This window comes from Halobacillus sp. AWH4_228 (assembly GCF_056158365.1).
The window spans coordinates 1,048,391-1,069,214 of the sequence record NZ_JBSWTE010000001.1; the positions used below are offsets into that span (position 1 = coordinate 1,048,391).

At 48.7% G+C, this 20,824-nt stretch carries 16 protein-coding genes; 10 read left to right on the forward strand and 6 right to left on the reverse strand.

Annotated features, from left to right (window positions below; all coding sequences use genetic code 11):
- Positions 1 to 437 precede the first annotated feature (437 nt).
- The 3 genes from ACXADP_RS05120 to ACXADP_RS05130 form a co-directional block, all read right to left on the reverse strand.
- Positions 438 to 2,093, reverse strand: a complete 1,656-nt coding sequence (locus ACXADP_RS05120) for a M4 family metallopeptidase (protein ID WP_474971005.1) — start codon at positions 2,091 to 2,093, stop codon at positions 438 to 440.
- Positions 2,094 to 2,390: 297 nt separating this feature from the next.
- Positions 2,391 to 3,521, reverse strand: coding sequence for an alanine dehydrogenase (ald, locus tag ACXADP_RS05125; RefSeq protein WP_474971006.1), 1,131 nt, complete (start codon positions 3,519 to 3,521; stop codon positions 2,391 to 2,393).
- A gap of 107 nt (positions 3,522 to 3,628) precedes the next feature.
- Positions 3,629 to 4,879 carry a PucR family transcriptional regulator gene (locus tag ACXADP_RS05130; protein ID WP_474971007.1) on the reverse strand — a complete coding sequence of 417 codons (1,251 nt, stop codon included), beginning with the start codon at positions 4,877 to 4,879 and terminating at the stop codon, positions 3,629 to 3,631.
- A 185-nt stretch (positions 4,880 to 5,064) separates the two neighbouring features.
- On the opposite strand from ACXADP_RS05130, the gene ACXADP_RS05135 reads away from it, so the two are divergent.
- The 9 genes from ACXADP_RS05135 (at position 5,065) to ACXADP_RS05175 (ending at position 15,027) form a co-directional block, all read left to right on the forward strand.
- Entirely contained in the window at positions 5,065 to 6,141 is a 1,077-nt protein-coding gene (locus tag ACXADP_RS05135) for a YkvI family membrane protein (protein WP_474971008.1), read from the forward strand.
- 133 nt (positions 6,142 to 6,274) lie between these two features.
- Complete coding sequence (locus tag ACXADP_RS05140; protein ID WP_474969495.1) at positions 6,275 to 7,234, forward strand: N-acetylglucosamine kinase; 960 nt, start codon at positions 6,275 to 6,277, stop codon at positions 7,232 to 7,234.
- Between the two features lie 7 nt (positions 7,235 to 7,241).
- Entirely contained in the window at positions 7,242 to 8,147 is a 906-nt protein-coding gene (murQ, locus tag ACXADP_RS05145; protein ID WP_474971009.1) for an N-acetylmuramic acid 6-phosphate etherase, read from the forward strand.
- A 57-nt stretch (positions 8,148 to 8,204) separates the two neighbouring features.
- Positions 8,205 to 9,581, forward strand: coding sequence for an extracellular solute-binding protein (locus ACXADP_RS05150; RefSeq protein ID WP_474969493.1), 1,377 nt, complete (start codon positions 8,205 to 8,207; stop codon positions 9,579 to 9,581).
- Positions 9,582 to 9,662: 81 nt separating this feature from the next.
- On the forward strand, positions 9,663 to 10,556 hold the full coding sequence (locus ACXADP_RS05155) for a carbohydrate ABC transporter permease (protein WP_474970434.1): 894 nt from the start codon (positions 9,663 to 9,665) through the stop codon (positions 10,554 to 10,556).
- A 19-nt stretch (positions 10,557 to 10,575) separates the two neighbouring features.
- Positions 10,576 to 11,412, forward strand: a complete 837-nt coding sequence (locus ACXADP_RS05160) for a carbohydrate ABC transporter permease (protein WP_474969492.1) — start codon at positions 10,576 to 10,578, stop codon at positions 11,410 to 11,412.
- 14 nt (positions 11,413 to 11,426) lie between these two features.
- Complete coding sequence (locus ACXADP_RS05165; RefSeq protein WP_474971010.1) at positions 11,427 to 12,320, forward strand: MurR/RpiR family transcriptional regulator; 894 nt, start codon at positions 11,427 to 11,429, stop codon at positions 12,318 to 12,320.
- Positions 12,321 to 12,335: 15 nt separating this feature from the next.
- Positions 12,336 to 13,739 (forward strand): FAD-binding oxidoreductase, encoded by a 1,404-nt coding sequence (locus tag ACXADP_RS05170; RefSeq protein WP_474971011.1) that lies wholly within the window; start codon positions 12,336 to 12,338, stop codon positions 13,737 to 13,739.
- Positions 13,732 to 15,027 carry a (Fe-S)-binding protein gene (locus tag ACXADP_RS05175; RefSeq protein WP_474969489.1) on the forward strand — a complete coding sequence of 432 codons (1,296 nt, stop codon included), beginning with the start codon at positions 13,732 to 13,734 and terminating at the stop codon, positions 15,025 to 15,027. The genes ACXADP_RS05170 and ACXADP_RS05175 overlap by 8 nt, the downstream gene beginning before the upstream one ends.
- Before the next feature lie 170 nt (positions 15,028 to 15,197).
- On the opposite strand, the gene ACXADP_RS05180 is transcribed toward ACXADP_RS05175, so the two are convergent.
- The 3 genes from ACXADP_RS05180 to ACXADP_RS05190 form a co-directional block, all read right to left on the reverse strand.
- Positions 15,198 to 16,142: a nuclease-related domain-containing protein gene (locus tag ACXADP_RS05180; RefSeq protein WP_474971012.1), complete on the reverse strand. Its 945-nt coding sequence runs from the start codon at positions 16,140 to 16,142 to the stop codon at positions 15,198 to 15,200.
- A 225-nt stretch (positions 16,143 to 16,367) separates the two neighbouring features.
- The gene (locus ACXADP_RS05185; protein WP_474969487.1) at positions 16,368 to 17,333 is read right to left on the reverse strand and encodes a sodium:calcium antiporter; all 966 of its coding nucleotides are present in this window, start codon (positions 17,331 to 17,333) and stop codon (positions 16,368 to 16,370) included.
- Between the two features lie 254 nt (positions 17,334 to 17,587).
- The gene (locus ACXADP_RS05190) at positions 17,588 to 18,796 is read right to left on the reverse strand and encodes a S8 family peptidase (protein WP_474969486.1); all 1,209 of its coding nucleotides are present in this window, start codon (positions 18,794 to 18,796) and stop codon (positions 17,588 to 17,590) included.
- A 788-nt stretch (positions 18,797 to 19,584) separates the two neighbouring features.
- Between ACXADP_RS05190 and ACXADP_RS05195 the strand changes: the two genes are divergently transcribed.
- Positions 19,585 to 20,724, forward strand: coding sequence for an acyltransferase (locus tag ACXADP_RS05195; RefSeq protein ID WP_474969484.1), 1,140 nt, complete (start codon positions 19,585 to 19,587; stop codon positions 20,722 to 20,724).
- Positions 20,725 to 20,824: the final 100 nt, after the last annotated feature.

Consider the following 20,824-nt stretch of genomic DNA (forward strand, 5'->3'; position numbering starts at 1 on the left):
TGAGAGCTCCCGCCCATTCTTATGAAAGAGGCTCCCTTAATGGGAGCCTCAGGCTGTAGAAAAATCCGTGTTATCCAGTTAGAGTTGTCTGCATGTCGTGTTGAGGGGGCACGTTCCGCTTATCGGTGGATGCTTGCCGCGGGCACGGCCTCAGCTGACTTGGTCAAGAAAACCATTAGACCAAGTCGATCTTCGGCTCGCGCTGTTCCTGCAGGCGTCACCACCGTACGCTCCTCGTGCCGATGCCTGTGCGAAAATAGCTTTCCCCTCTGATAAAAGAGAAAGGTGATCATAGTTCCTCGCCGTTTTCAAAGAACAGTAGAGGCTGCGTTACTTCCGCTTACATGGGAAAAATCCTATCCATGACCAAGTATTGATGACCGTTCCTTTGGAATCACTAGAAAAAAGATTTCTCTCCAATCGGAGCCTCCGATTGGTCAGCCTGTGATTCCTACTTCGTCCAGTCCATAAGCAGCAGCTGCTGCTTCAGGGCTGTCTTCCCCGTAAAGATCGACCGCTGATTGAATGATCACTTCACGTGCATGATCAAAGTCCGAATCAGGCATCAGGTATACTGTAAGCGCTCGGTAATAAATATGGCCGAGTTTATCTTTACCGATCTTTTCACCTGTCAGGTAGGCGGCATGGTTGATGATGGAGGAGTTGATGTGGACGCCGCCATTGTCCAGTTCGATAGGCAGGTCATAATACTCGTCCATATGGGAAGGATACATGCCGTTTCCATCTCCGTAAGAGACATAATCTGCCCCGACAGGAAACTTACTCGGATTGCTCAAACTGCGTAGGGCTGTCCGGCCTTCTGATTTCGCCCCGGCTCCCATAATATCTTCACCCATTTCCCAGTCCTCTTCATCAACCAAGGCTCCGAAAATGTCGGAGAAGGCTTCATTCAAAGCACCAGATTGGAAGCGGTACTTCAACCCTGCTGAGAACGTCGTCACTCCGTGGGTCATTTCGTGGGCAGCAACGTCAAGACCTGCGGATAGTGGGATGAAGAAATCCCCGTCGCCGTCTCCGTAGGTCATCTGCTGACCATTCCAGAAGGCATTGTTGTAATCCTCTCCAAAGTGGACGGTGGACACAATCGGCATGCCTTCCCCGTCAATAGAGTTCCGGTCGTGTTCATCCTTGAAGTACTTATAGACTTCTTCAGAATTGTAATGCGCATCTGCTGCCGGACGTTCATAGCTTGTCCGGAAAGCAGCATCAGAGGATGAGAAGAGCTTTCCTGGAAGCACATATTGATTTTCAGCATCGAGCGTATAGATGCCGTCCAGGTCCTTATGGGACTGATCAAGCAGGTAGTAATCGCGCCCCTGGGTGCTCATGTCCTTGGAAATGTGAAGTGTCTTGTAATCGCCAAGCACCCCGATACCGAAGCCGCGGGATGTTTTATAGCTGGCATGCATGATCGTATTGTACTGATCGATGACTTTCCCCGTTTCTGCATCCACATAGACAAACCAGTTGCCCGGCGTTTCTCCGAGGAAGTTGACGTTTACTTTATAAGCCAGGTGATTTTCGTCGTTGAATGGATAAATGACAAGCTCTGAAGTTGGGGATTCCACTAGTTCATCGGGTGCCGTAACCGCTTTCTTAGCGGTGGTGATACTTTTTGATTTTGTTATGGATGGCTTTGTCGACATGGTGGACTTTTCTATAGAAGTGTTGAACTGTCCATTCACAGCTTCCACTTTCTCGTCTTCGCTGTAATGCACCTTAACGAGATGTCCCTCGACCGGAACACCGTTTTTTGTCTGCTGCAGGGTAACGTGGGTCATTCCGAGATCATCGGTTTTCAAATCGGTCTGTTTGAGGCTCTTGTCCGGATTGGAAATGTTATACGTCTTTTTGTTTTTCTTCAAGTGCTCCTGGGCGGACTTTTCCGTGGCACTTGAGGACGTCTGTGTCTTTTCTTTGTTGAAAAAAGGCTTGTTCTGCTGGTTATGTACAATCTGCTGTTGAACCTGTGTCTGGTCTGATGTACTGACGGCATGCGTCTGGGGTGCTAATGTTCCCATAAACAAGGCGGACGATAAGACGGCTACTGGAATGACGTACTTCTTTTTCATAATCAACCTCCTATCAAGAATACAACCAATTATAGGAAAAAATAGGTAAAAAAGACAGAGTCGTTTGAACTGTTTATCTTTTCTGAAAATTATGCGGGAATAACAAGAATCGTGACTATTTACGCAGGTAAGAAGGGGAGGGGGCTGGTCATTTGAGGCGGTGGTTTCACGAATAAAGAGTGGGGGAAAAGTCCGCTGCTCCTTATAGGAACGAGCGGTGCATTTGTAAAAGGAGACATTGTAAAACCCGTGCTGTGTTCCCAGCACGGGTTTATGGTTAGCATTTATTGTCTTTTCTTAGGCGTGGGCAATTTCTTTTAAAGCTTCCAGCACAGGTGTGTAGGAGTAGCCGAGATCACGAGCAACCGCTTCGTACGTCAAATGACCGTTCGCTGTGTTGACACCCTCTTCGATGGCTTTGTTGTCACTGACTGCGGCGGTAACTCCTTTGTTCGCAATCTGCAGCGCGTAAGGAATGGTGACATTCGTCAAACCGATGGTTGCCGTGCGAGGGACAGCTCCCGGAATGTTGGCAACAGCATAGTGAAGAACCCCGTGTTTTTCATAAATCGGATCATCGTGAGTCGTAATGTGATCCACTGTTTCAAAGTTTCCTCCTTGATCGATGGCGACGTCAACGATGACGGAACCTTCTTTCATGGATTTCACCATATCTTCAGAAACGAGTTTCGGTGCTTTAGCTCCTGGGATAAGAACCGCGCCGATGACAAGGTCTGCATCTTTCACAGATTCAGCAATGTTATACGGGTTGGACATCAATGTCTGGATATCGGAACCGAACTGATCATCCAGTTCGCGCAGGCGTGTCGGGTTAAGGTCAAGAATCGTCACCTGAGCACCAAGGCCGATCGCAATCTTCGCAGCATTCGTACCAACGATTCCGCCGCCGATGATCACTACTTTACCTCGGGAAACGCCTGGAACACCGCTCAATAGAATGCCCATGCCGCCGTAGGATTTCTCCAGATACTGAGCACCGATCTGGGTAGCCATCCGACCGGCTACTTCACTCATTGGTGTAAGCAGAGGAAGTTTCTGATCAGCAGAAACGGTTTCGTAAGCGATCGCCGTTACTTCATTTTCCACAAGCGCTTTCGTCAATTCAGGCTCTGCCGCCAGGTGAAGGTAGGTGAAAAGGACCAACCCTTTACGGAAATACGGATATTCTGAAGCTAGAGGTTCTTTAACTTTCATAACCATTTCAGAAGCAGCCCACAGTTCTGAAGCGCTTTCAATAAGCTCAGCACCAGAAGCTTGATATTCTTCGTTCGTGAAGTTACTGCCAAGACCGGCATCGGCTTCAATGTATACTTTATGTCCTGCTTTTGTAAGGTTTACAACCCCTGATGGTGTAATAGCTACACGGTTTTCATTGTTTTTAATTTCTTTCGGTACTCCGATAATCATAAGAAAATGACCACCTTTCAGAACAATTTGTAAGAAAAGTATAGCCCGGGAAATGAGTTTTTTGTTTAGCAGAAAGTGAGAAAATAAAGAAGAGGATTTGTGAAAAATCACAAATCCTCTTTTTCTTTTTCATCGATTAACAAATCTATGAACAGCATCATTTTCTGACTGGCATTTTTAAAGTCGATACCACCGATTTCCCGGATCCTTTTCAGCCGGTAATTCAACGTGTTGGTGTGAATATGCATGTCTTCGGCTGCTTTATGGACATTGCTGTTATGAGCAAGGAACACCTTCAATGTTTCGAGCAGGGCCGCCCGGTTATCTTCATCATACGCCTTGATTTTACGGAGGGCATCATTATGGTAATGTTCCTTCCTCTGCAGATCGGCAATTTCGTTAATGAACTGATAGATGCCGAGGTCCTGGTAGTGATCCACTTCCGCAAGGGCTTTCGGGAATTGATCCTTCAACTCAAGCACTTTAAGGGCCTGTTTGTAACTCGAGTGGATCAGCGACGGTGTATGGTAGACGAGGCCGACAGCTCCCTTTAAATCATCGAAGTTCAGCCGTTCTTTCATTTTCTGGGTGAAGTCGTTCAGAAAAGCACGGCTCAAGTGGTCCGCCTCTTCTTTAGGATCTGTCCGTACAAGCAGGATCAGCTGATGATCGTCAAAAATCCGGCTGACAATCCTAGTCTGGTACAGTGTTTCTGATAAATAATAGGCCTGACGTTCGACAGACTGACTGAGGTCTTCCGTGAATTCGAAGACAGCTACACAAAGCTGGCCCTGAAGATTCATTTGATGTTTTTTTCCCAGTCGTTTGATATCGGAGGAGTTTTCCAAAGAGCCGGTTAACAGCTGCCAGAAAAACTCTTTTTGGTTTTCTTCGGATTTCTTTTTCTTCGCCTGCTGGCGGAGCAGATGCTGACTTACGATACGGGCGGCATCTTCAATCGTCTGAAGATGTTCTTCCGTGATCGTCAATTCCGCGGTCTGTGCCCAGATGAAGCCGAGGATGTCCTCTTTATGCCTGACGGATACGGCAAGCCTGCGGCCGAGGCCGATGTCTTCAATCGGAGGGACGATGACCGGGCGTCCGCTTTCAAAAAGCCTTGCCATAATGCCGTGCTTCCATAAGCCGTTGACAACACTTTCCGGCACTTTCCGGCGCATGATTGTAGCCGTTCTGGCATCATCCACACGTTCTTCATGTTTGCTGTAGGAAACAATCTGGTGATTGGCATCTTCGATTGTAACGGGGCAGCCAAGGCTTTCGGCGATTCGATCGGCTAATCCTTCGGGAGAATCAATCAGATCGTTCAATGTTTTAGGGATACGTGGTGATGGACTCATAGACGTTCTCCTTCTTTCAATCATTACCTCTATTCTATCATGGTTTTTCGTATGCAGACATGACCATTTTCTCTTGCTTATCTTGTGTATTTATACGAAGATGGAAAGGTCTGTTTGTGTAAAACCACAAAAGGTGGAGGGCGGATTATAAAAACAACAAGAATTTTTACATAAGGAGGAGCAGGATGAGTAGAATTTTTAAGATGGCCAGTGCATTTATCGGAATTATTGTAGGAGCAGGTTTTGCTTCCGGCCAGGAAGTGTTGTTGTATTTCACCAGTTACGGACATATGGGTACCGCAGGAGCCGTACTGGCCACAGCCTTCTTCGCCTACATGGGCATGATGCTGACAAAGCTCGGCACCCGGATGAAAGCCGAATCTCATAAAGAAGCCATCCACCGTGTGAGCGGCTGGCGCTGGCTGGGATGGATTGTTGACGCGGTTATCATTTTCACGTTATTCGGCGTAGGCGTTGTCATGATTGCCGGTGCAGGTTCGATTCCAAGTCAGCAGTTCGGAATCCCAGCGATTACAGGTATCATTTTCATGTGCGTCATCGTGACGGCGGCCCTATTGCTGAATGTCGACAAAGTGGTAAAGATTATTGGCAGTATCACTCCGTTTTTAATACTGACTGTCGTGCTCATTTCCATCTATAGTGTGGTGTCGATGGATAAAAGCTTTGCTGTATTGGAAGCGACCGCCCTGAAGCAGCCGAGTGACTTTTCCTATTGGTTCATTTCTGCCATGAATTATGTGTCCTTTAATATCGCTGTCGGTGCTTCGATGGCGCTGTTGATGGGTGGGAATGAAACAGATGAAAAAACCTCTGCGCTTGGCGGATTTTTTGGCGGACTCGGTCTCGGTCTGATGATCGTGCTCAGCCATCTTGCCATTTTTTCGAGAGTCGATTCCATTGCGGGGTACGACATGCCGCTGCTGGCTTTAGTGGACGAATTGTCGCCGGTGCTCGGGGCCTTTTATTCCATCGTTTTATTTGGAATGGTATTCAACACCGCGGTCAGCATGTTCTTCTCTTTCGCTGCACGATTTACAACATTGGGGACAGCCCGGCATAAAAAGTTCGTTCTAATCATGATTGCGGCTGCTTTCGGATTGAGCTTCCTCGGATTTACCGATCTCGTTTCCTTGTTCTATCCTCTCATTGGAAATATGGGCCTCTTTTTAATTGCGGCCCTCCTTGTTGCTCCGTTCCGGTTGAGGGCGGAAGAAAGGAAGAACAGCAAACGCGCAGCATAACAAAGGCAGCCCGGACTACAAACAGTCCGGGTTTTTCTTTTTCTTGAAATATAATTACGAATTTTCTAACATTTTATTGATATGAAAATTCATACGCTCTATAATGAGTTCAACAAGGTTTGGGAGGAAGCCCATGACGTACATCATAGGTATTGACGGTGGAGGAACCAAGACGACCTGTCTGTTCTTGAAAGCGGACGAAAAGGCGTATCCCGAGCGGCCGCTGATCGTGAAAGGGCCGGGGACAAACCCACACGTCGTTGGTTTTGAGGAAGCCGGCAGAAGACTGGAGAACCTGATCCGGCACGGAATGAAGACGTTCTCCCTTGCACCGGACGAAATATCCGGAGCAGGAATGGGGCTGGCAGGCGTCGGCAGGCGGGATGAGGTCGAACAGATGGCTGGTACGGTGCGTACAATTTTTTTTAACCTAAATTTTTCAGAAAATTTAAACTTGTGTATCACATCCGATGTGCATGCGGCGTTGAAGGGATCGCTGGCCCCAGGCGTAGAAGAGGGGATGCTGCTGATTTCCGGTACGGGATCCAATGCTGTTGGAATAACAGCGGCGGGGAAAGTTGTGACATGCGGGGGATGGGGACATCTAATTGGAGATGAAGGCAGCGGTTATCACCTTTCTTTGAAAGCGTTATCAAAAGTGGCCAAAGCAGCAGATGGGCGAGGGGAACCTACACAAATGACTTCTTATATACTGCGTGCTTGCGGTTTAGAGCGACCGGAACAGTTGATTCGGTATATGTATGATCGTCCTTTTGAGAAGAAGGAAGTCGCTGCCTTTGCTCCTTGCATCATCGAAGCCTCTGAACAGGGCGATAAGGCAGCGGTGGATCTGCTGAAGGAAGCGGCGGAAGAGCTGGTGCTTCATATTGAAAGTCTCGTTAAGCAGGGAGTGGATCCGGAAGCGCCTGTTTCAGCAGCGGGTTCCATCCTTACATACTCCCAGGTTCTACGAAATCATGTTGGAAAACTGTTGGAAGACAGGCAGTTCGGTCCCTTGACCGATCCTTACGCTCCACCGGAATATGGAGCGGCTTTACTTGGCAGAGCAGCCGGAATGGAAAAAGAAAGGTGATGGACTCATGACAGATTCCCTTACATTTTTAACGACGGAACAGAGGAACGCACGGACGATACATATGGACGAGATGACAACAATAGAAATGCTGACGGTGATGAATGACGAAGATCATAAAGCAGCGGAGGCTGTGAAAAACGTACTGCCGGCGATTACAAAAGCTGTCGATCACATCGCAGAAGCCTTGAAAAACGGAGGCCGCTTATTTTACGTCGGCGCAGGAACGAGTGGCAGACTCGGCGTACTTGATGCATCAGAGTGTCCGCCGACATTTATGGTCGACCCTTCGCTTGTGCAGGCAGTGATGGCCGGAGGCGGCCGGGCGTTTACAGAAGCAAAGGAAAACTCCGAAGATAACGAGAATCAGGGCCGGGAAGATTTGAAGGCCCGCGGGTTCAGCAAAAAAGATGTCGTTGTCGGGATTACCGCCAGCGGCCGGACCCCTTATCCTATCGGAGCGCTGACTTATGCCGGGGAGATCGGCGCTTTTACAATCTCTCTCTCCTGTAATGATAAGTCCGAAATCAGTGGGAAGGCCGAATGCCCGATCGAAGTCATCGTCGGACCAGAAGTATTGACAGGCTCCACCCGTTTGAAGTCAGCGACGGCCCATAAGATGGTGTTGAACATGCTGAGCACAGCGGTGATGGTCAAGCTTGGAAAGGTGTATGAAAACCTGATGGTGGATGTGCATGCAAACAACTACAAACTGCGGGAGCGGGCCAAAAGCATTTTAATGGAAGCGGCCGGAACTTCCTATGAGGAAGCGGAAGAAGCTCTGCAGAAAGCGCAGCATCAGGTGAAACCTGCCATTGTTATGTTGAAAAAGAAGGTGTCCTTTCAGGAAGCCAAACGTCTCCTCGATACTTGTGACGGGCAGCTCCGGGATGCGGTGAAAGCGAAAACTTAATTTGAAGACCACACGTTGGTTTCAAATACATGATTTCAATCAAAAAAGGGGGAGCTTATGTTGAGTTTATGGAGGAAAACATCAGCTTGGTTGATTGCCGCCGTTTTATTTGGTTTTCTTTTGCTCGTCGGTTGTGCGCCCGGAGCAGGAACAGAAGAGACAGATAGTGAGGGCACCGAAGAGGAGTCTTCTTCAGAGAACAGCGGAGAAGAATCCGGAGAGGTTTCAGGAGAACTTGAAATTCAGTATTTTGTCGGTGGTTACGGAGATTCCTGGTGGAAAGAGGTTATCGGTGATTTCCAGGAGGAGTATCCGGATGTCACGATTACGGAGCATGCCGGTCCGAATATTAACGAAGAAATGCGTTCCCGCTGGGTCTCGGACGATCCGCCTGATGTCGTTTACATCGATGGAGCAGGATCCAGTGAAACTCAAATGGTGGAAGACGGACAGTTGATGGACTTGACCGACTGGATGGAAGGTGTCGAGCTTGAGGATGGTACGGCTTTGAGCGAGAGCTTTATCGTCGATCCGGCTGATTACGATGGCAGCGTATACAGCCTGCCGCTTGTTTTTGATACATGGGGCACGTGGTATGACAATGCCTGGTTTGAAGAAAAAGGCTGGGAAGTTCCAAAAGATTTTCCTGGATTTATGGACACGATGGGGCAGATCAAGGACGAAGAGGGCATCGCTCCTTTTGTCACCACTGGTCAATACCCGTATTACTTCCTGCGCGGTGTGCTGTATCCCGCCTTTGGTGCAGCCGGCGGGGATGAGCTTTTGACGGATGTGATTAAAGGTAAGGAAGGAGCCTGGACGAGCGATCCGGTTCTTGAGGTTATGAAAAAAGTCGAGCAGATGCAGGCAGAAGGCATGATTGATGACGGGTTCGGTGCTTTGAACCATACGCAGTCCCAGATGAACTTCCTTCTTCATGACAATGCGTTCATTCCTGTCGGGTTCTGGCTGCCTAACGAAATGGCCAACGATACACCGGATGACTTCGAGTATGGATTCGTTCCATCACCGATGCAGGATGAAGGAGAGCCTTATGCCATCGTTCCTGATCTTCGTCCGCTGGCGATTGCTGAAAAAGCAGAAAACAAGGAAGCAGCAAAAGCGTTCGTCGAGTTTGTTTTCACGAAAGAGTATGCGAAGAGCTTCTCTGAACATACCGGAGCGATCATGAACCTGCAGGGTGTTGATCTGTCTTCCAGTGAAGAAGTACCTTCCTTCTTGATCGAAGCGAATGAAATGATCAATGATCCGGAACAGGTGCAGATTCATCAGAAGCCCCACCCAATGAGTTCAGAGCTGGAAACGCCGATCAGCAACTCCCTCGTTTCCCTCATGCTTGGAAACATTACAGCAGAGGAATTTGTGGAGGAGGCTGAAAAAGCCGCAGCTGAATACCGCAGCAGTTTAGAGTAGGCTTACATGGAAGGAGGAATGGGAAGGCTCTTGTCTTCACATTCCTTTTTTCATAACCATACAGAAAGAGAGGGAAGTATGATGGTCCAATCGCGCAGGCAGAGGAATCTATTTCTTGCATTTTGTCTTGTTCCTACGTTTATCCTGTTTTCTGTTTTCACCCTTTATCCGTTGTTCAACGGCCTTTATTATTCATTCTTTGAGTGGTCCGGTGCGTCGTCGCTGGCGAAATTTGTCGGGTTTGATAACTACCGCCGGCTGTTCAGTGACGAGATTATCCCCAGAACCATCCTTCACGATTATTTCCTTGTTGTGACCAAAGTGGTCGGGATCATGATTTTGTCGACATTTTTTGCCGTCGCTTTGACACAGCTGAAAATTAAAGAAGCCCCTTTCTACCGCATCGTCTTCTTCTTTCCCAACATTATGTCGGTGGTGGTCATCGGTATCTTATGGATGTTCATCTATAATCCGAGTCTTGGTCTTGTCAACTCCGGTCTTGAGCTGATCGGCTTGGAAAGCTGGACGAAGCCGTGGCTCGGCAGTGAGGACTGGGCGCTTCCAAGCCTTGTACTTCCTTCTGTCTGGGCAGGGATCGGTTTGTTCATGCTCATGCTGATGGGCGGGATTTCCAACATTTCGAAAAGCTATTATGAAGCCGCTGAGATCGACGGTGCGACAGAGTGGCAGCAGTTTTGGAAAGTGACCCTGCCGCTCATCTGGCCGCAGATTAAGATCAGCATTCTGTACATCATCATTACGACATTGAATGGTTCCTTCATCATTGTCCAGGTTATGACAAAGGGTGGGCCGAACAATTCGACCCATGTGATGGGATCGTATTTATATGAACAGGCGTTTGTGAAGTACAATTTCGGCTATGGCGCAACGATTGGTGTGATGATTTTAATTCTATCGTTGGTCACGGTTCTTATTATGCAGTTTTTCATGAGAAGGGAAAAAGTGGAATATTAACAGACAGGAGGGGAATGGAGTGCAGACAGGAAAATTCTTTTCACGTACCATCGTTCGAATTCCTTTGATCATCTGGACACTCGCTGTCCTGTATCCGATCGTCTGGATGGTTCTGGGCGCGTTTAAATCGAACGCGGAAATTTACGCCAACCCGTGGGGGCTGCCGGAATCGTTCAGCTTTGCTAATTTTGTGGATGCCTGGAGCAACTACAATATCGACACGAGTGTTTTCAACAGCTTCATTGTGACAGGTCTCGGTGCCACGTTAACGCTGATGATGGCGATTCCTACATCCTACGCCCTGGAGCGTATGCGTTTCCGCGGCAACCGTCTGTTGTTTACGCTGTACATTTCTGCGATGATGATTCCAATGGTTCTCGGCTGGATCCCGCTCTTCTTTTTATTGATGCAGCTGAACCTACTGGATAACATTTTCGGATTGAGCATCGTCTATGCGGTAAGCCAGCTGCCTTTCAGCATTTTCGTACTGACGAGCTTTATGGCTACGATACCGAAGTCCCTGGAAGAAGCCGCAGCCATTGATGGAATGTCCCCGTATGGGATTCTATGGAAGGTGATTACTCCGCTCTCGACAACGGGTATCATTACCGTAACGATCATGAACATGATCCAGTTCTGGAATGAGTATTTTATGGCTTTGATCTTCCTGCAGACGGAAGAAAACTATACGCTGGCCCTGGCGATCGATTACATAAGCAATGAGACCCAGTACACCAATGCGTGGGGAACCTTATTTGCAAGCTTAGTGATTGCCATCGTTCCTGTCATCATCCTGTATGCGATTTTCCAGCGGCGCATCGTCAAAGGAATGACAGAAGGAGCTATTAAAGGATAAGAGTGGTGGAAGATATGAAAAATTCATTGAAAGGCGGGCTTGTCATTCTGAATGAAATGAAGGACAAGCTGCCCCCGTCAGAAAGAAAGATTGCCGAATTTATACTGGATCAGCCTCATGAAGCGATCCATTGTACGGCTACACAGCTCGGTGAACTGAGTTCCACCAGCAGTGCGGCTGTCATCCGTTTGTGTAAGTCCCTCGGGTTGAAGGGTCTGCAGGAGCTGAAGCTGCGGATTTCCGGAGACCTGCAGAAAAAGCCGGAGGCCCGCTTCCGGGATATCCAGCCAGGGGAACCCTCCGATTCGATTGTTGAAAAAGTGACCAACAACAGCCTGCAGGCGATCAAGGAAACGACGGAAATGGTCGATTACCGGACCCTGGAAAAAGCGGTGGACGTCTTGAAAAAAGCGGATACCATCCACTTCTTCGGTGTCGGGGCCTCCGGGATCATCGCCCAGGATGCCCAGCAGAAGTTCCTTCGGATGAACAAGGCGACGTCCGCATTTACGGATATGCACAATGCGGCGATGAACATTGCGAACGTAAAGGAAAATGATGTCGTCTTCGGCATTTCTTTTTCCGGTGAGACGTATGAAACGGCGAAAATCATGGAGATTGCCAAATACAAAGGGGCTAAAACGGTCAGTCTCACCCGCTACGGGCATTCCCCTGTGACGGCCCATGCAGATGTGTCGCTGTATATTTCAGCCTCCAGGGAAATTCCCGCCCCATTCCGGAGCGGGGCGACCTCTTCAAGGCTGGCACAACTGCATATGATCGACATTCTGTTCGTTAATCTTGTCACAGACCAGTGGAATGAAGCGTCCGATTACTTTAATGAAATTACCGACGTCATGGATGTGTTGAAAGGAAAACCGCTTCGTCAGAAAAAAGCCCAATCTTAATAAGGAGCTGAGTATATGGACGAATGGATCGAGGAACTCCGCCGCATTATCCCTGAAAAAAGGGTGCTGACCGATCTCGCCGACCGGCACAGCTACAGCTTTGATGCCTCGTTCGGCGAGCATCTGCCCGATGTTGTGGTCCAGCCGAAAACCAAGGAGGAAACCGCTGATGTTTTGAAACTGGCCAACCGGCATAACATCCCCGTCCACCCGAGAGGATCGGGCACCTGTCTGAGTGGGGGCCCGCTTCCCGTACACGGAGGAATTGTGCTGGACATGTCTCAATATCCCGCTGAAATCCATCTGAGCCCCCGGGATCTCACCGTGGACGTCACTCCGAGTGTACTTACGGCTAATATCAATAAGGCCGCTGAGGAGCACGGCCTCATGTACGCGCCGGATCCAAGCAGTGCCCATGTTGCTACGATCGGCGGCAATCTTGCAGAGAATTCCGGAGGCCCGCGCGGCTTGAAGTACGGGGTAACAAAAGATCATGTGCTTGGTCTTGAGGTCGTTACTCCGCAAGGGGAAATCATCCGCACCGGCGGACGGACGATCAAAAATGTCACCGGCATTGACTTAACGAAGCTGATTGTAGGATCAGAGGGTATTTTGGGTGTCATCGTCGGGGCGACGCTGAAACTGATGCCGAAGCCGCCGGCTGTTCAGACGCTGATGGTCACGTTCGATGAAGTGCGAAAAGCGGGAGAGGCGATTTCCCAGACCCTTACCTCCGGGATCCTTCCGTCCAAAATGGAATTTATGGATCAGGCTTGTGTTGTGGCTGTAGAAAAATTTCAACCGGCCGGTCTGCCTGTCGATGCTGCTGCCGTCATTATTATTGAACTGGACGGTCATCCGGAGACGTTGAAGGTCGAGCGCCGGCTCATTGAAGAAATTATGGAGGATATGGGTGCGCTGGATGTGATCATCCCTAAGTCAGACGAAGAAGCGGCTAAGCTTTGGCATGCAAGGAAACAAGTATCACCTGCGATTGCGAAAATCAAGCCGACAAAGGTTTCCGAAGATGCGACGGTGCCCCGCAGTAAAATTCCCGATTTTATGGACCGGCTTCAGGTCATTAAAGAGAAGTATGACGTGGAAGTGGTCGCCTTCGGTCATGCCGGGGATGGAAACCTCCATCCGAATGTTCTTTGTGATAAACGTGATGTCGAAGAAATGAACCGGGTGGAAAAAGCTGTGGAAGAAATGTTTGAAGCAGCTCTGGAGCTCGGCGGCACCCTCTCCGGTGAACATGGAATCGGAACGATGAAAGCTCCGTTCATGGAGATGGAGCTCGGTGAAGTCGGGCTGGATATGATGAAGCGGATCAAGGAAAGCTGGGACCCCAACGGCATCCTGAACCCTGGCAAGGTCTTCCCGGAAAAAGGGCAGAAGCTGGTGCTGCATCATGAATAGTCTGCTGCAGGAAAAGCTCAGCTATGATAAGACGTTTGACTGTGTGCAGTGCGGCTACTGTCTTCCTGCCTGTCCGACGTATGAGACGATGGAAAGAGAAACCCACTCGCCGCGCGGCCGGATCAACCTCGTGAAAATGGTCGCGGAAGGCAAAGCATCCGTCGAGGATTTGAAGGAGCCGATCGAAAAATGTCTCGGCTGCATGGCGTGTACAACTGTATGCCCGACCAACGTCCAGTATGGAGAAATCCTTGAGAGTGCCAAGCACGTCATTGATGAACACGAGGAAAAAAGCAGACCACGGAAACTGGTCGAAAACTTCATGTTCCAACGCTTCTTTCCTTCCACGGCGTGGATGGATTCGCTTGGACATGCGACTTGGCTCTATCAATCCAGTGGTCTGAAAAAAGTGTCCCAGCGGTTCGGTCTGACGAAGCGGGCGCCGCTGCACATCCATGAATTTGAGGCCGTACTTCCCGAGATGCCTTCCCCGAAGCGGCGGAAATCCAGGGCGGGCCGATACGTCCGTAAACGTCCGGCCACAGCCAAAGTTGCTTTTTTCAAGGGCTGCATCATGGATAGTGTGTTTTATGAAACGAATCAAAACACGATGGAACTGCTTTTGCGAAGCGGCGCGGAAGTTGTTTTTCCAGACCAGCAGACGTGCTGTGGGGCTCTTCACGCGCACTCCGGCAAAGTCGATGCATCTGTTGAGCTGGCCAAACGGAACATTGAAGCCTTTGAAGAGGAAAGTTTTGATTACATTGTCAATAACGCAGGCGGATGCGGCGCTCGTCTGATTGAATATCCGCACCTGTTTGAAGAGGGGACAGAATGGCACAGCCGTGCTTCTGCCTTTGCGGCAAACGTGAAGGACATCTCAGAAGTGCTGATCGATCTGGACGGCCTCCAGTTTGAGCAGTCCGTTCCGCGAACCGTCACCTATCAGCCTTCCTGCCACCTGCGAAACGTCCAGAAGGTCACCGAAGCGCCTGTCGCGCTGTTGGAAAAAGTGCCCGGCCTGACGCTGAAACAGATGGACCGTCCAGAATTCTGCTGCGGCTCTGCAGGGATTTACAACATCGTGAACTACGAAGAGGCGATGGACATCCTCGATGTTAAAATGCAGGACGTCTGCGGCGTTGATCCCGATGGCATCGTCACTTCCAACCCGGGCTGCCTGCTGCAGATGAAGCTCGGCGTCGTCCGCGAAGGTGCCGGCGACCGGATGGAAGCCGTGCATTTGGTGGATGTGTTGATGGAAGCGGATCCTCAGCCGAAAATGTAAGGCGTCCCCTTTTGTGGGGCGCTTTTTTTCTTTAAGCGGGGTGCGTGTGCGCGGATATCGATTATTTCTTGTGTATATCAATTAAAATGGCGATATATCAATTATTTTCCGCAGATATCAATTAATTCAGCAACTTATCAACGAATTATCCAATATATCAATTTAAACACTCATTCCAATACATATATTCTTCCTTTATTCCTGCCTACTGTTTTAATCTTCATCGCTTTTAGCAGGATATTAGCAGCTGAGGGAGAGGGAACATGCAAAAAATCTCTGGCCTGTTTGTTTGAGATGGTTTTTCCAATTAAGAGCGAATAGTCTTCCAAGGCAGCCACATGAGCGGACTTGCTGATATGAGCGCAGTTCAAGCATTTCCATCTGCCGTGTATACGTTTCATTGGAAGTGAGGAACATTCCGGACAGAATACTCCCTTCTTGAAATCTTCTTTTTCCAGTTTGAAAAATTTCACATAGTCATAAAAGTAGCTTTCGTGATTGGTGAGCAAGTGGGTGGATAAGCGGTTCATCTGGGAGGCATTCAAAATGGAGGTTCGATCTTCCGTCAGATCCGCCACCTTTTCGGAAAGTGTTTCGATCCGGATGACGTTCTCAAGGTCAGCATCGTCTGTATCAATCCTTGCCGCAGGGTGGCTGTTGACGACCAGACCGTAAATCGGAACATTAGGAATCTGCCAGAGCTTCAGCAGCTTCTGAAGCTGGCGGGTATGACGGCCTACCTGAATGACAGGATCGGCAAACGTCGAATGATTTTCCTCCCATTTTCGTTCAAGGTAGTGGAAACGCTGGTTGAAAAACAGCTCCCCTCCAATATTTTTCACTTCAAGAATGATTAGGAGAGCAGCGGTTACGACAAGGCAGTCGATTTGAAAATGGTGGGTGCCGTCATACAGACGCAGGTCATGGAAAATATCATGGTCCGAGGGGAGAAAAGTAAGAGGATAATTCAAGGAGAGTTCGCCTTTGTAGCCGGTTAATCGGAGCTTCAACTGTTCGTTTACAGCTGCGGATTGAGGGTGATGGTCCATCAGTCTCCGCTTCAAAGCCTGCAGAACTTTGATATCGCTGGGGAAAGTGCGTTCTTTCATAATCATGGCATCCATCCTTTCGCTCTTTCCTTATTCGACACGGAGATCGGTATTCCTATGGCGGATATCGATTTTATTTTCGATATATCAATTTTTTCTGCGATATATCAAATAAATTCGAGATATATCAATTAAATTCGAGATATATCAACTAAACCTCAGGTATATCAACTAAATTGAGACGGGACATAAATAAATGAAAGCAGGAGAGCCGGCGCTCTCCTGCTTTTTTTAAAACAACTGATACGATGCTGCAAAATAAATGACGATCATAAGCAGCGACGGTACCGCATAACGGAAGCTGTTTTCCTTCGGCTTGCGATTCACCATGAATACGGTCAGGAAAAGCATCGCTGTACTTAAAAGCGCCACAGGCAGATGGGTGGAGCTGAGCGACTGCAGAATCGCGCCTTTCTGGTAAAACACATCCGTCACAGCAAGCAGCTGCAGGTTGAACAGGTTACTTCCGAGGATAGAACCGAGCGCCATGCCGTAGTTGGACATCTTCATGGCCACAAGGACGGTTACGAGTTCCGGAAGCGAGGTGGAAGCGGCAATGAGGAAGCTTCCGACAAAGCTTGAACTCATCCCTGTCTGCTGGGCGAGCTGATCACCGGAAATCGATAAGGCGCTCCCTGAGGCGAACACGATGAGTGCTGCAACAATGAAACCGATGACCGCTGCTTTTAACGTATAATCTTTGCCTGCGGCGGCTGCTTCATCCATCTCCTCTTCTTCCCCTTGATTCATAAATCGGGTGGCCAATATATACAACCCGACGAGGATGAACATCTCTACCCCAATGTTAAACAAGGAAAAATCGAACGGCAGGATGAGGGCGGCGACTACAATCAGGGTGAATACGATACCGGCCACTGCTGTTGGCATGTGCTGCTTCTCATCGATGGCGTTAAACATTTTCCGTTTTCGGTAAATCATGTCCACAACAGCAATGATGAGCAGGTTGAACACATTACTGCCGAGCATGTTCCCGACAGCGATGTCAGGGTTGTCGATATAGACGGCTGTTAAACTGGTCGTCAACTCCGGCAGAGAGGTCGCCCCGGCGATGAGAAAGGTGCCGACGACAGCACCGCTCAGCGTGGATTTCCGGCTGATCACATCGCCGAACCGGTTCAGCTGGACAGCCGCAAATACAACGATGACGGCGGATAATAGAAAAATAAAGTAAACCATCATTCCAATCTCCTTTCTATACACAGGGCTCTGCTCAAAAAAAAGAGACTCCGGCCCTGTGGAGGGCCAAAGTCTCGCGTCCTATCTATATAGTTTGATGAACCAGGTGAGTGGATCACCGAAATGACGATTCATCAGCCGCGGATATGCGGTCGCTACTCCCTTTGGTAGTTTTACTATAGCGAAAGATTCGTCCGGGAGTCAACCGATAAGAAAAGAGGAAGGCGCATGCAGGCGCCTTCCTCTTTTTCTACTTAATAGTTCACCGCGTCGTAGGAATTGATCAATCCGTGCTCAAAGTAGGAACCTGTTCCGCTGATTGGATCAGCTGTCTGTTCAATGGCTGCACGGATATTGCTGTTGGAACGGCCCTGGGAGGCGAGCAGTCCGGCAAGACCGGCTACGTGAGGGGCTGCCATGGATGTTCCGGACATGTAGGCATACCCTCCGTTCGGCATCGTAGACGCAATACTCACGCCTGGCGCTGTTACATCCACCCACGTGCCGTAGTTGGAGAAGGAGGCTTTTCTATCATAGCGGTCGACGGCTCCTACGGCGATGACGTTGTCATAGGAAGCAGGCTCGAAAGTTGTGGAAACTCCGTCATTTCCTGCCGCTGCAATGACGACGGATCCTTTGTTCCAAGCGTAATTGACCGCATTTTCCAATGTCTGTGTATCACAGTTGCAGCCAAGGGAAAGGTTAATGACCTCTGCGCCTTGATCAGCGGAGTAGCGGATGGCATCTGCTATGTCGTTCAGGGAGCCGCTGCCATTCGCGTCGAGGGCGCGGACGGCAAGGATTTTTGTATTCGGAGCCATTCCGGCGACACCTCTGGCGTTGTTGGTTTCAGCGGCGGCGGTTCCGGCTACGTGCGTGCCGTGATCATTGAGATCCATTGGATTGTTATCGTTATCGACGAAGTCATAGCCTTTGATCGTTTTTCCATCAAGATCCGGGTGGTTGTAGTCGACACCGGAGTCGATGATGGCGATTTCCTGGCTGCTGCTTCCGCGTGTTACGTCCCATGCCCTTGGGGTATCTGTGTTCTGCGGTCCATATTGATAGCCGCTGTAGTACGTATCATTTGGTGTCCAGGTGGCTTGGAATAGATAGTTCGGCTCTGCGTATTCCACATTCGGATTTTTGTTTAAGGCTTCGACGACTTTTTCAACGTTTTTTACCTTCAACACTTTCTCCTCAGCTTCGACGACTTCCTGTTGTTCCTCCAGGACAACAGCGTCCATCTGGTTCATCTCTTTTTTGTTTGGAGAGAAGCCTTCTTTATATTTCACGACGACTTCACCCGGCACGTACTTTCCTTTTTCGAGATAAGTATCAATTTTGTTTGTCCGTTCTGATGATGTTTTGTCGGAAAGGGAATCGGCCAGGACACCTCCAGTGGACGGCATAAGGACAAGGGCGGCGGCAAGGGACAGGGAAGCAAGCTTTTTAAACTTCAAACGATTTCCTCCTTTAAAAGATATACTCTAGTAATTCGGAGAAATCGTAAGGATTCCTGCGATATCGGGGTTGGGATAGAGGTGTGGAAAAAAGCCCCCTTAAGCGTGGTTTCGACATAGGGGTTGGGCAACTTTATGTTGTAACCAAATCCATCATGATGATCCTTCTCATAGAATGGGAGTTTCCCGGGGTTTCAGAAACGTCCAATTGGGAAGTAAAAAGATAAACGATGGCTCGATGAGAGGTGTATTGATCCCGTAAAATAGATTGATGCCGATCCCGTTCAATATCCAGTCAGGAAGGAAGATCCTTGATGGGTCATGGGCTGAGAAAATTTGTGAAAGCAGCTGATAGGGAAGATTTTTCCCTGGACATGACGTTAAACGTTAACGGAGCTTTGGTGACAGGGACAACGGTTTCGGCTGAAAAATACTTCCACTCTTTAAGCGGTACCCCTGCTGAAGGCAGATAAACGGCTCAGTCCCTAAGTGAAAAGCTTGAAAAAGCCAGTCAGATGAATGATTCGCAGGAGGAAATTCAATACATTCATCTCGAAAATGCCCAGGTCTACAATGGCGATGCCCCGGCCACTCCGGTGAAAGGGACGTCTCGACAGAATCGATGGCTTTTTCCTCGGTCGTATTGATACGAATAGGAATAAAATGTAATTTATATTACGACAGTTCAATAATTTCATGAATAATCGGCTACAATGCGAAAGCAGACCATGATTTCATGGTAAAATGGCTCACGCACCATTAAGTCGAACCATTAAAGGAATGATTCCATGAAAAAAGAAAGAATTGAGTCCATCTACTTTCTACGCATCTTTGCCATGGTCATGGTCGTCCTCGTACACGTCAGCGCGGCCTATGTGAAGGTTCTTACGGAAGGCACGGGCATGTATGAGGCCTATCATTTTATCAACCGGATCATCCGGATTGAAGCCGGCATCTTCATTATGCTTACGGCGATGGTCTTTTTCTATAAGTATATCGATCAGAAAATGGATAAACAGGAACTCTTCTCTTATTTCAGGAAGAGAGCTCTCTATATTGTCGTTCCCTATTTCCTGTGGGCGCTTTTCTATGAAGCTTTCTCTATTTATCTCGGAGTGGTGTCGACGACGCCGGAAAACATTCTGACCCGGGTGTTTACAGGGGATTCGTTTTATCATCTGCACTTTATTTTCTTAATCGTCCAGTTTTATTTGTTTTTCCCTGTCGTCCTCTATGCCGCACAGAAATGGGCTTTCTTCAGAAAGTACATGTGGCTGTTCGGAATGATCCTGCAGGTCGGGTACTACTTCTTCAACCGGGAATTTCAAGTGTTTTCATTCAACCTGTTTATGACGAGTATGGGACCTTACCTGCTCGGTGCGTGGATCGGCGCCTATTATAAACAGCAGAAGACGGCAGCTTTTTCAAGAACAACACCTATATGGGCAGTCGGAGGCCTGTTTGCAGGTCTGACGACTGTTTACCTGCATGGTAGCGGGTATCAGATCTTTGGCGCACAGCTGCCGACATGGGGCTATTTGATTATTAATATGCTCTTTCTCGTTGTCGGAAGCTATGCCATGTTCCGTATTGCGGAACGGTTGGTCGTCAAGTGGCCGGTGGCGCTGTCCTACGTGAAGAATATTGCGGTCTATTCGTTTGGCTTTTATCTTCTTCACCCATTCGTATTGAAGATCTATGAATTTACCATTCCCATTCCGGCCGGAAACATGTTCCACGCAGCTATCATTGTCCGGCTCGCTGCCACCCTGCTGTCATGTTATGTGATCATCTGGCTGTCCCACAGGTACCTTCCTTTTGCTGGTTTGTTCTTCGGAAAACTGCCGAATAAAAAACCGGGCTTTTTCGAGGGAAACCGATCGAAGGGGAACAAGTCGCAGCAGGAAACAGGAAAAGCCATCTTATAATCGTCATGAGAAAACCGCTCCAACCGGACTGCCGAAAGGAGCGGTTTTTTTATGGCTTCTATTTTCTGATAAATCTGTAAATTTCATTGAAACGATGGCG

Coding starts and splice junctions, on each gene's coding strand:
- ACXADP_RS05120 (WP_474971005.1), bottom strand. CDS start 2,093: ATGAAAAAGAAGTACGTCATTCCAGTAGCCGTCTTATCGTCCGCCTTG.
- ald (WP_474971006.1), bottom strand. CDS start 3,521: ATGATTATCGGAGTACCGAAAGAAATTAAAAACAATGAAAACCGTGTA.
- ACXADP_RS05130 (WP_474971007.1), bottom strand. CDS start 4,879: ATGAGTCCATCACCACGTATCCCTAAAACATTGAACGATCTGATTGAT.
- ACXADP_RS05135 (WP_474971008.1), top strand. CDS start 5,065: ATGAGTAGAATTTTTAAGATGGCCAGTGCATTTATCGGAATTATTGTA.
- ACXADP_RS05140 (WP_474969495.1), top strand. CDS start 6,275: ATGACGTACATCATAGGTATTGACGGTGGAGGAACCAAGACGACCTGT.
- murQ (WP_474971009.1), top strand. CDS start 7,242: ATGACAGATTCCCTTACATTTTTAACGACGGAACAGAGGAACGCACGG.
- ACXADP_RS05150 (WP_474969493.1), top strand. CDS start 8,205: ATGTTGAGTTTATGGAGGAAAACATCAGCTTGGTTGATTGCCGCCGTT.
- ACXADP_RS05155 (WP_474970434.1), top strand. CDS start 9,663: ATGGTCCAATCGCGCAGGCAGAGGAATCTATTTCTTGCATTTTGTCTT.
- ACXADP_RS05165 (WP_474971010.1), top strand. CDS start 11,427: ATGAAAAATTCATTGAAAGGCGGGCTTGTCATTCTGAATGAAATGAAG.
- ACXADP_RS05170 (WP_474971011.1), top strand. CDS start 12,336: ATGGACGAATGGATCGAGGAACTCCGCCGCATTATCCCTGAAAAAAGG.
- ACXADP_RS05175 (WP_474969489.1), top strand. CDS start 13,732: ATGAATAGTCTGCTGCAGGAAAAGCTCAGCTATGATAAGACGTTTGAC.
- ACXADP_RS05180 (WP_474971012.1), bottom strand. CDS start 16,142: ATGATTATGAAAGAACGCACTTTCCCCAGCGATATCAAAGTTCTGCAG.
- ACXADP_RS05185 (WP_474969487.1), bottom strand. CDS start 17,333: ATGGTTTACTTTATTTTTCTATTATCCGCCGTCATCGTTGTATTTGCG.
- ACXADP_RS05195 (WP_474969484.1), top strand. CDS start 19,585: ATGAAAAAAGAAAGAATTGAGTCCATCTACTTTCTACGCATCTTTGCC.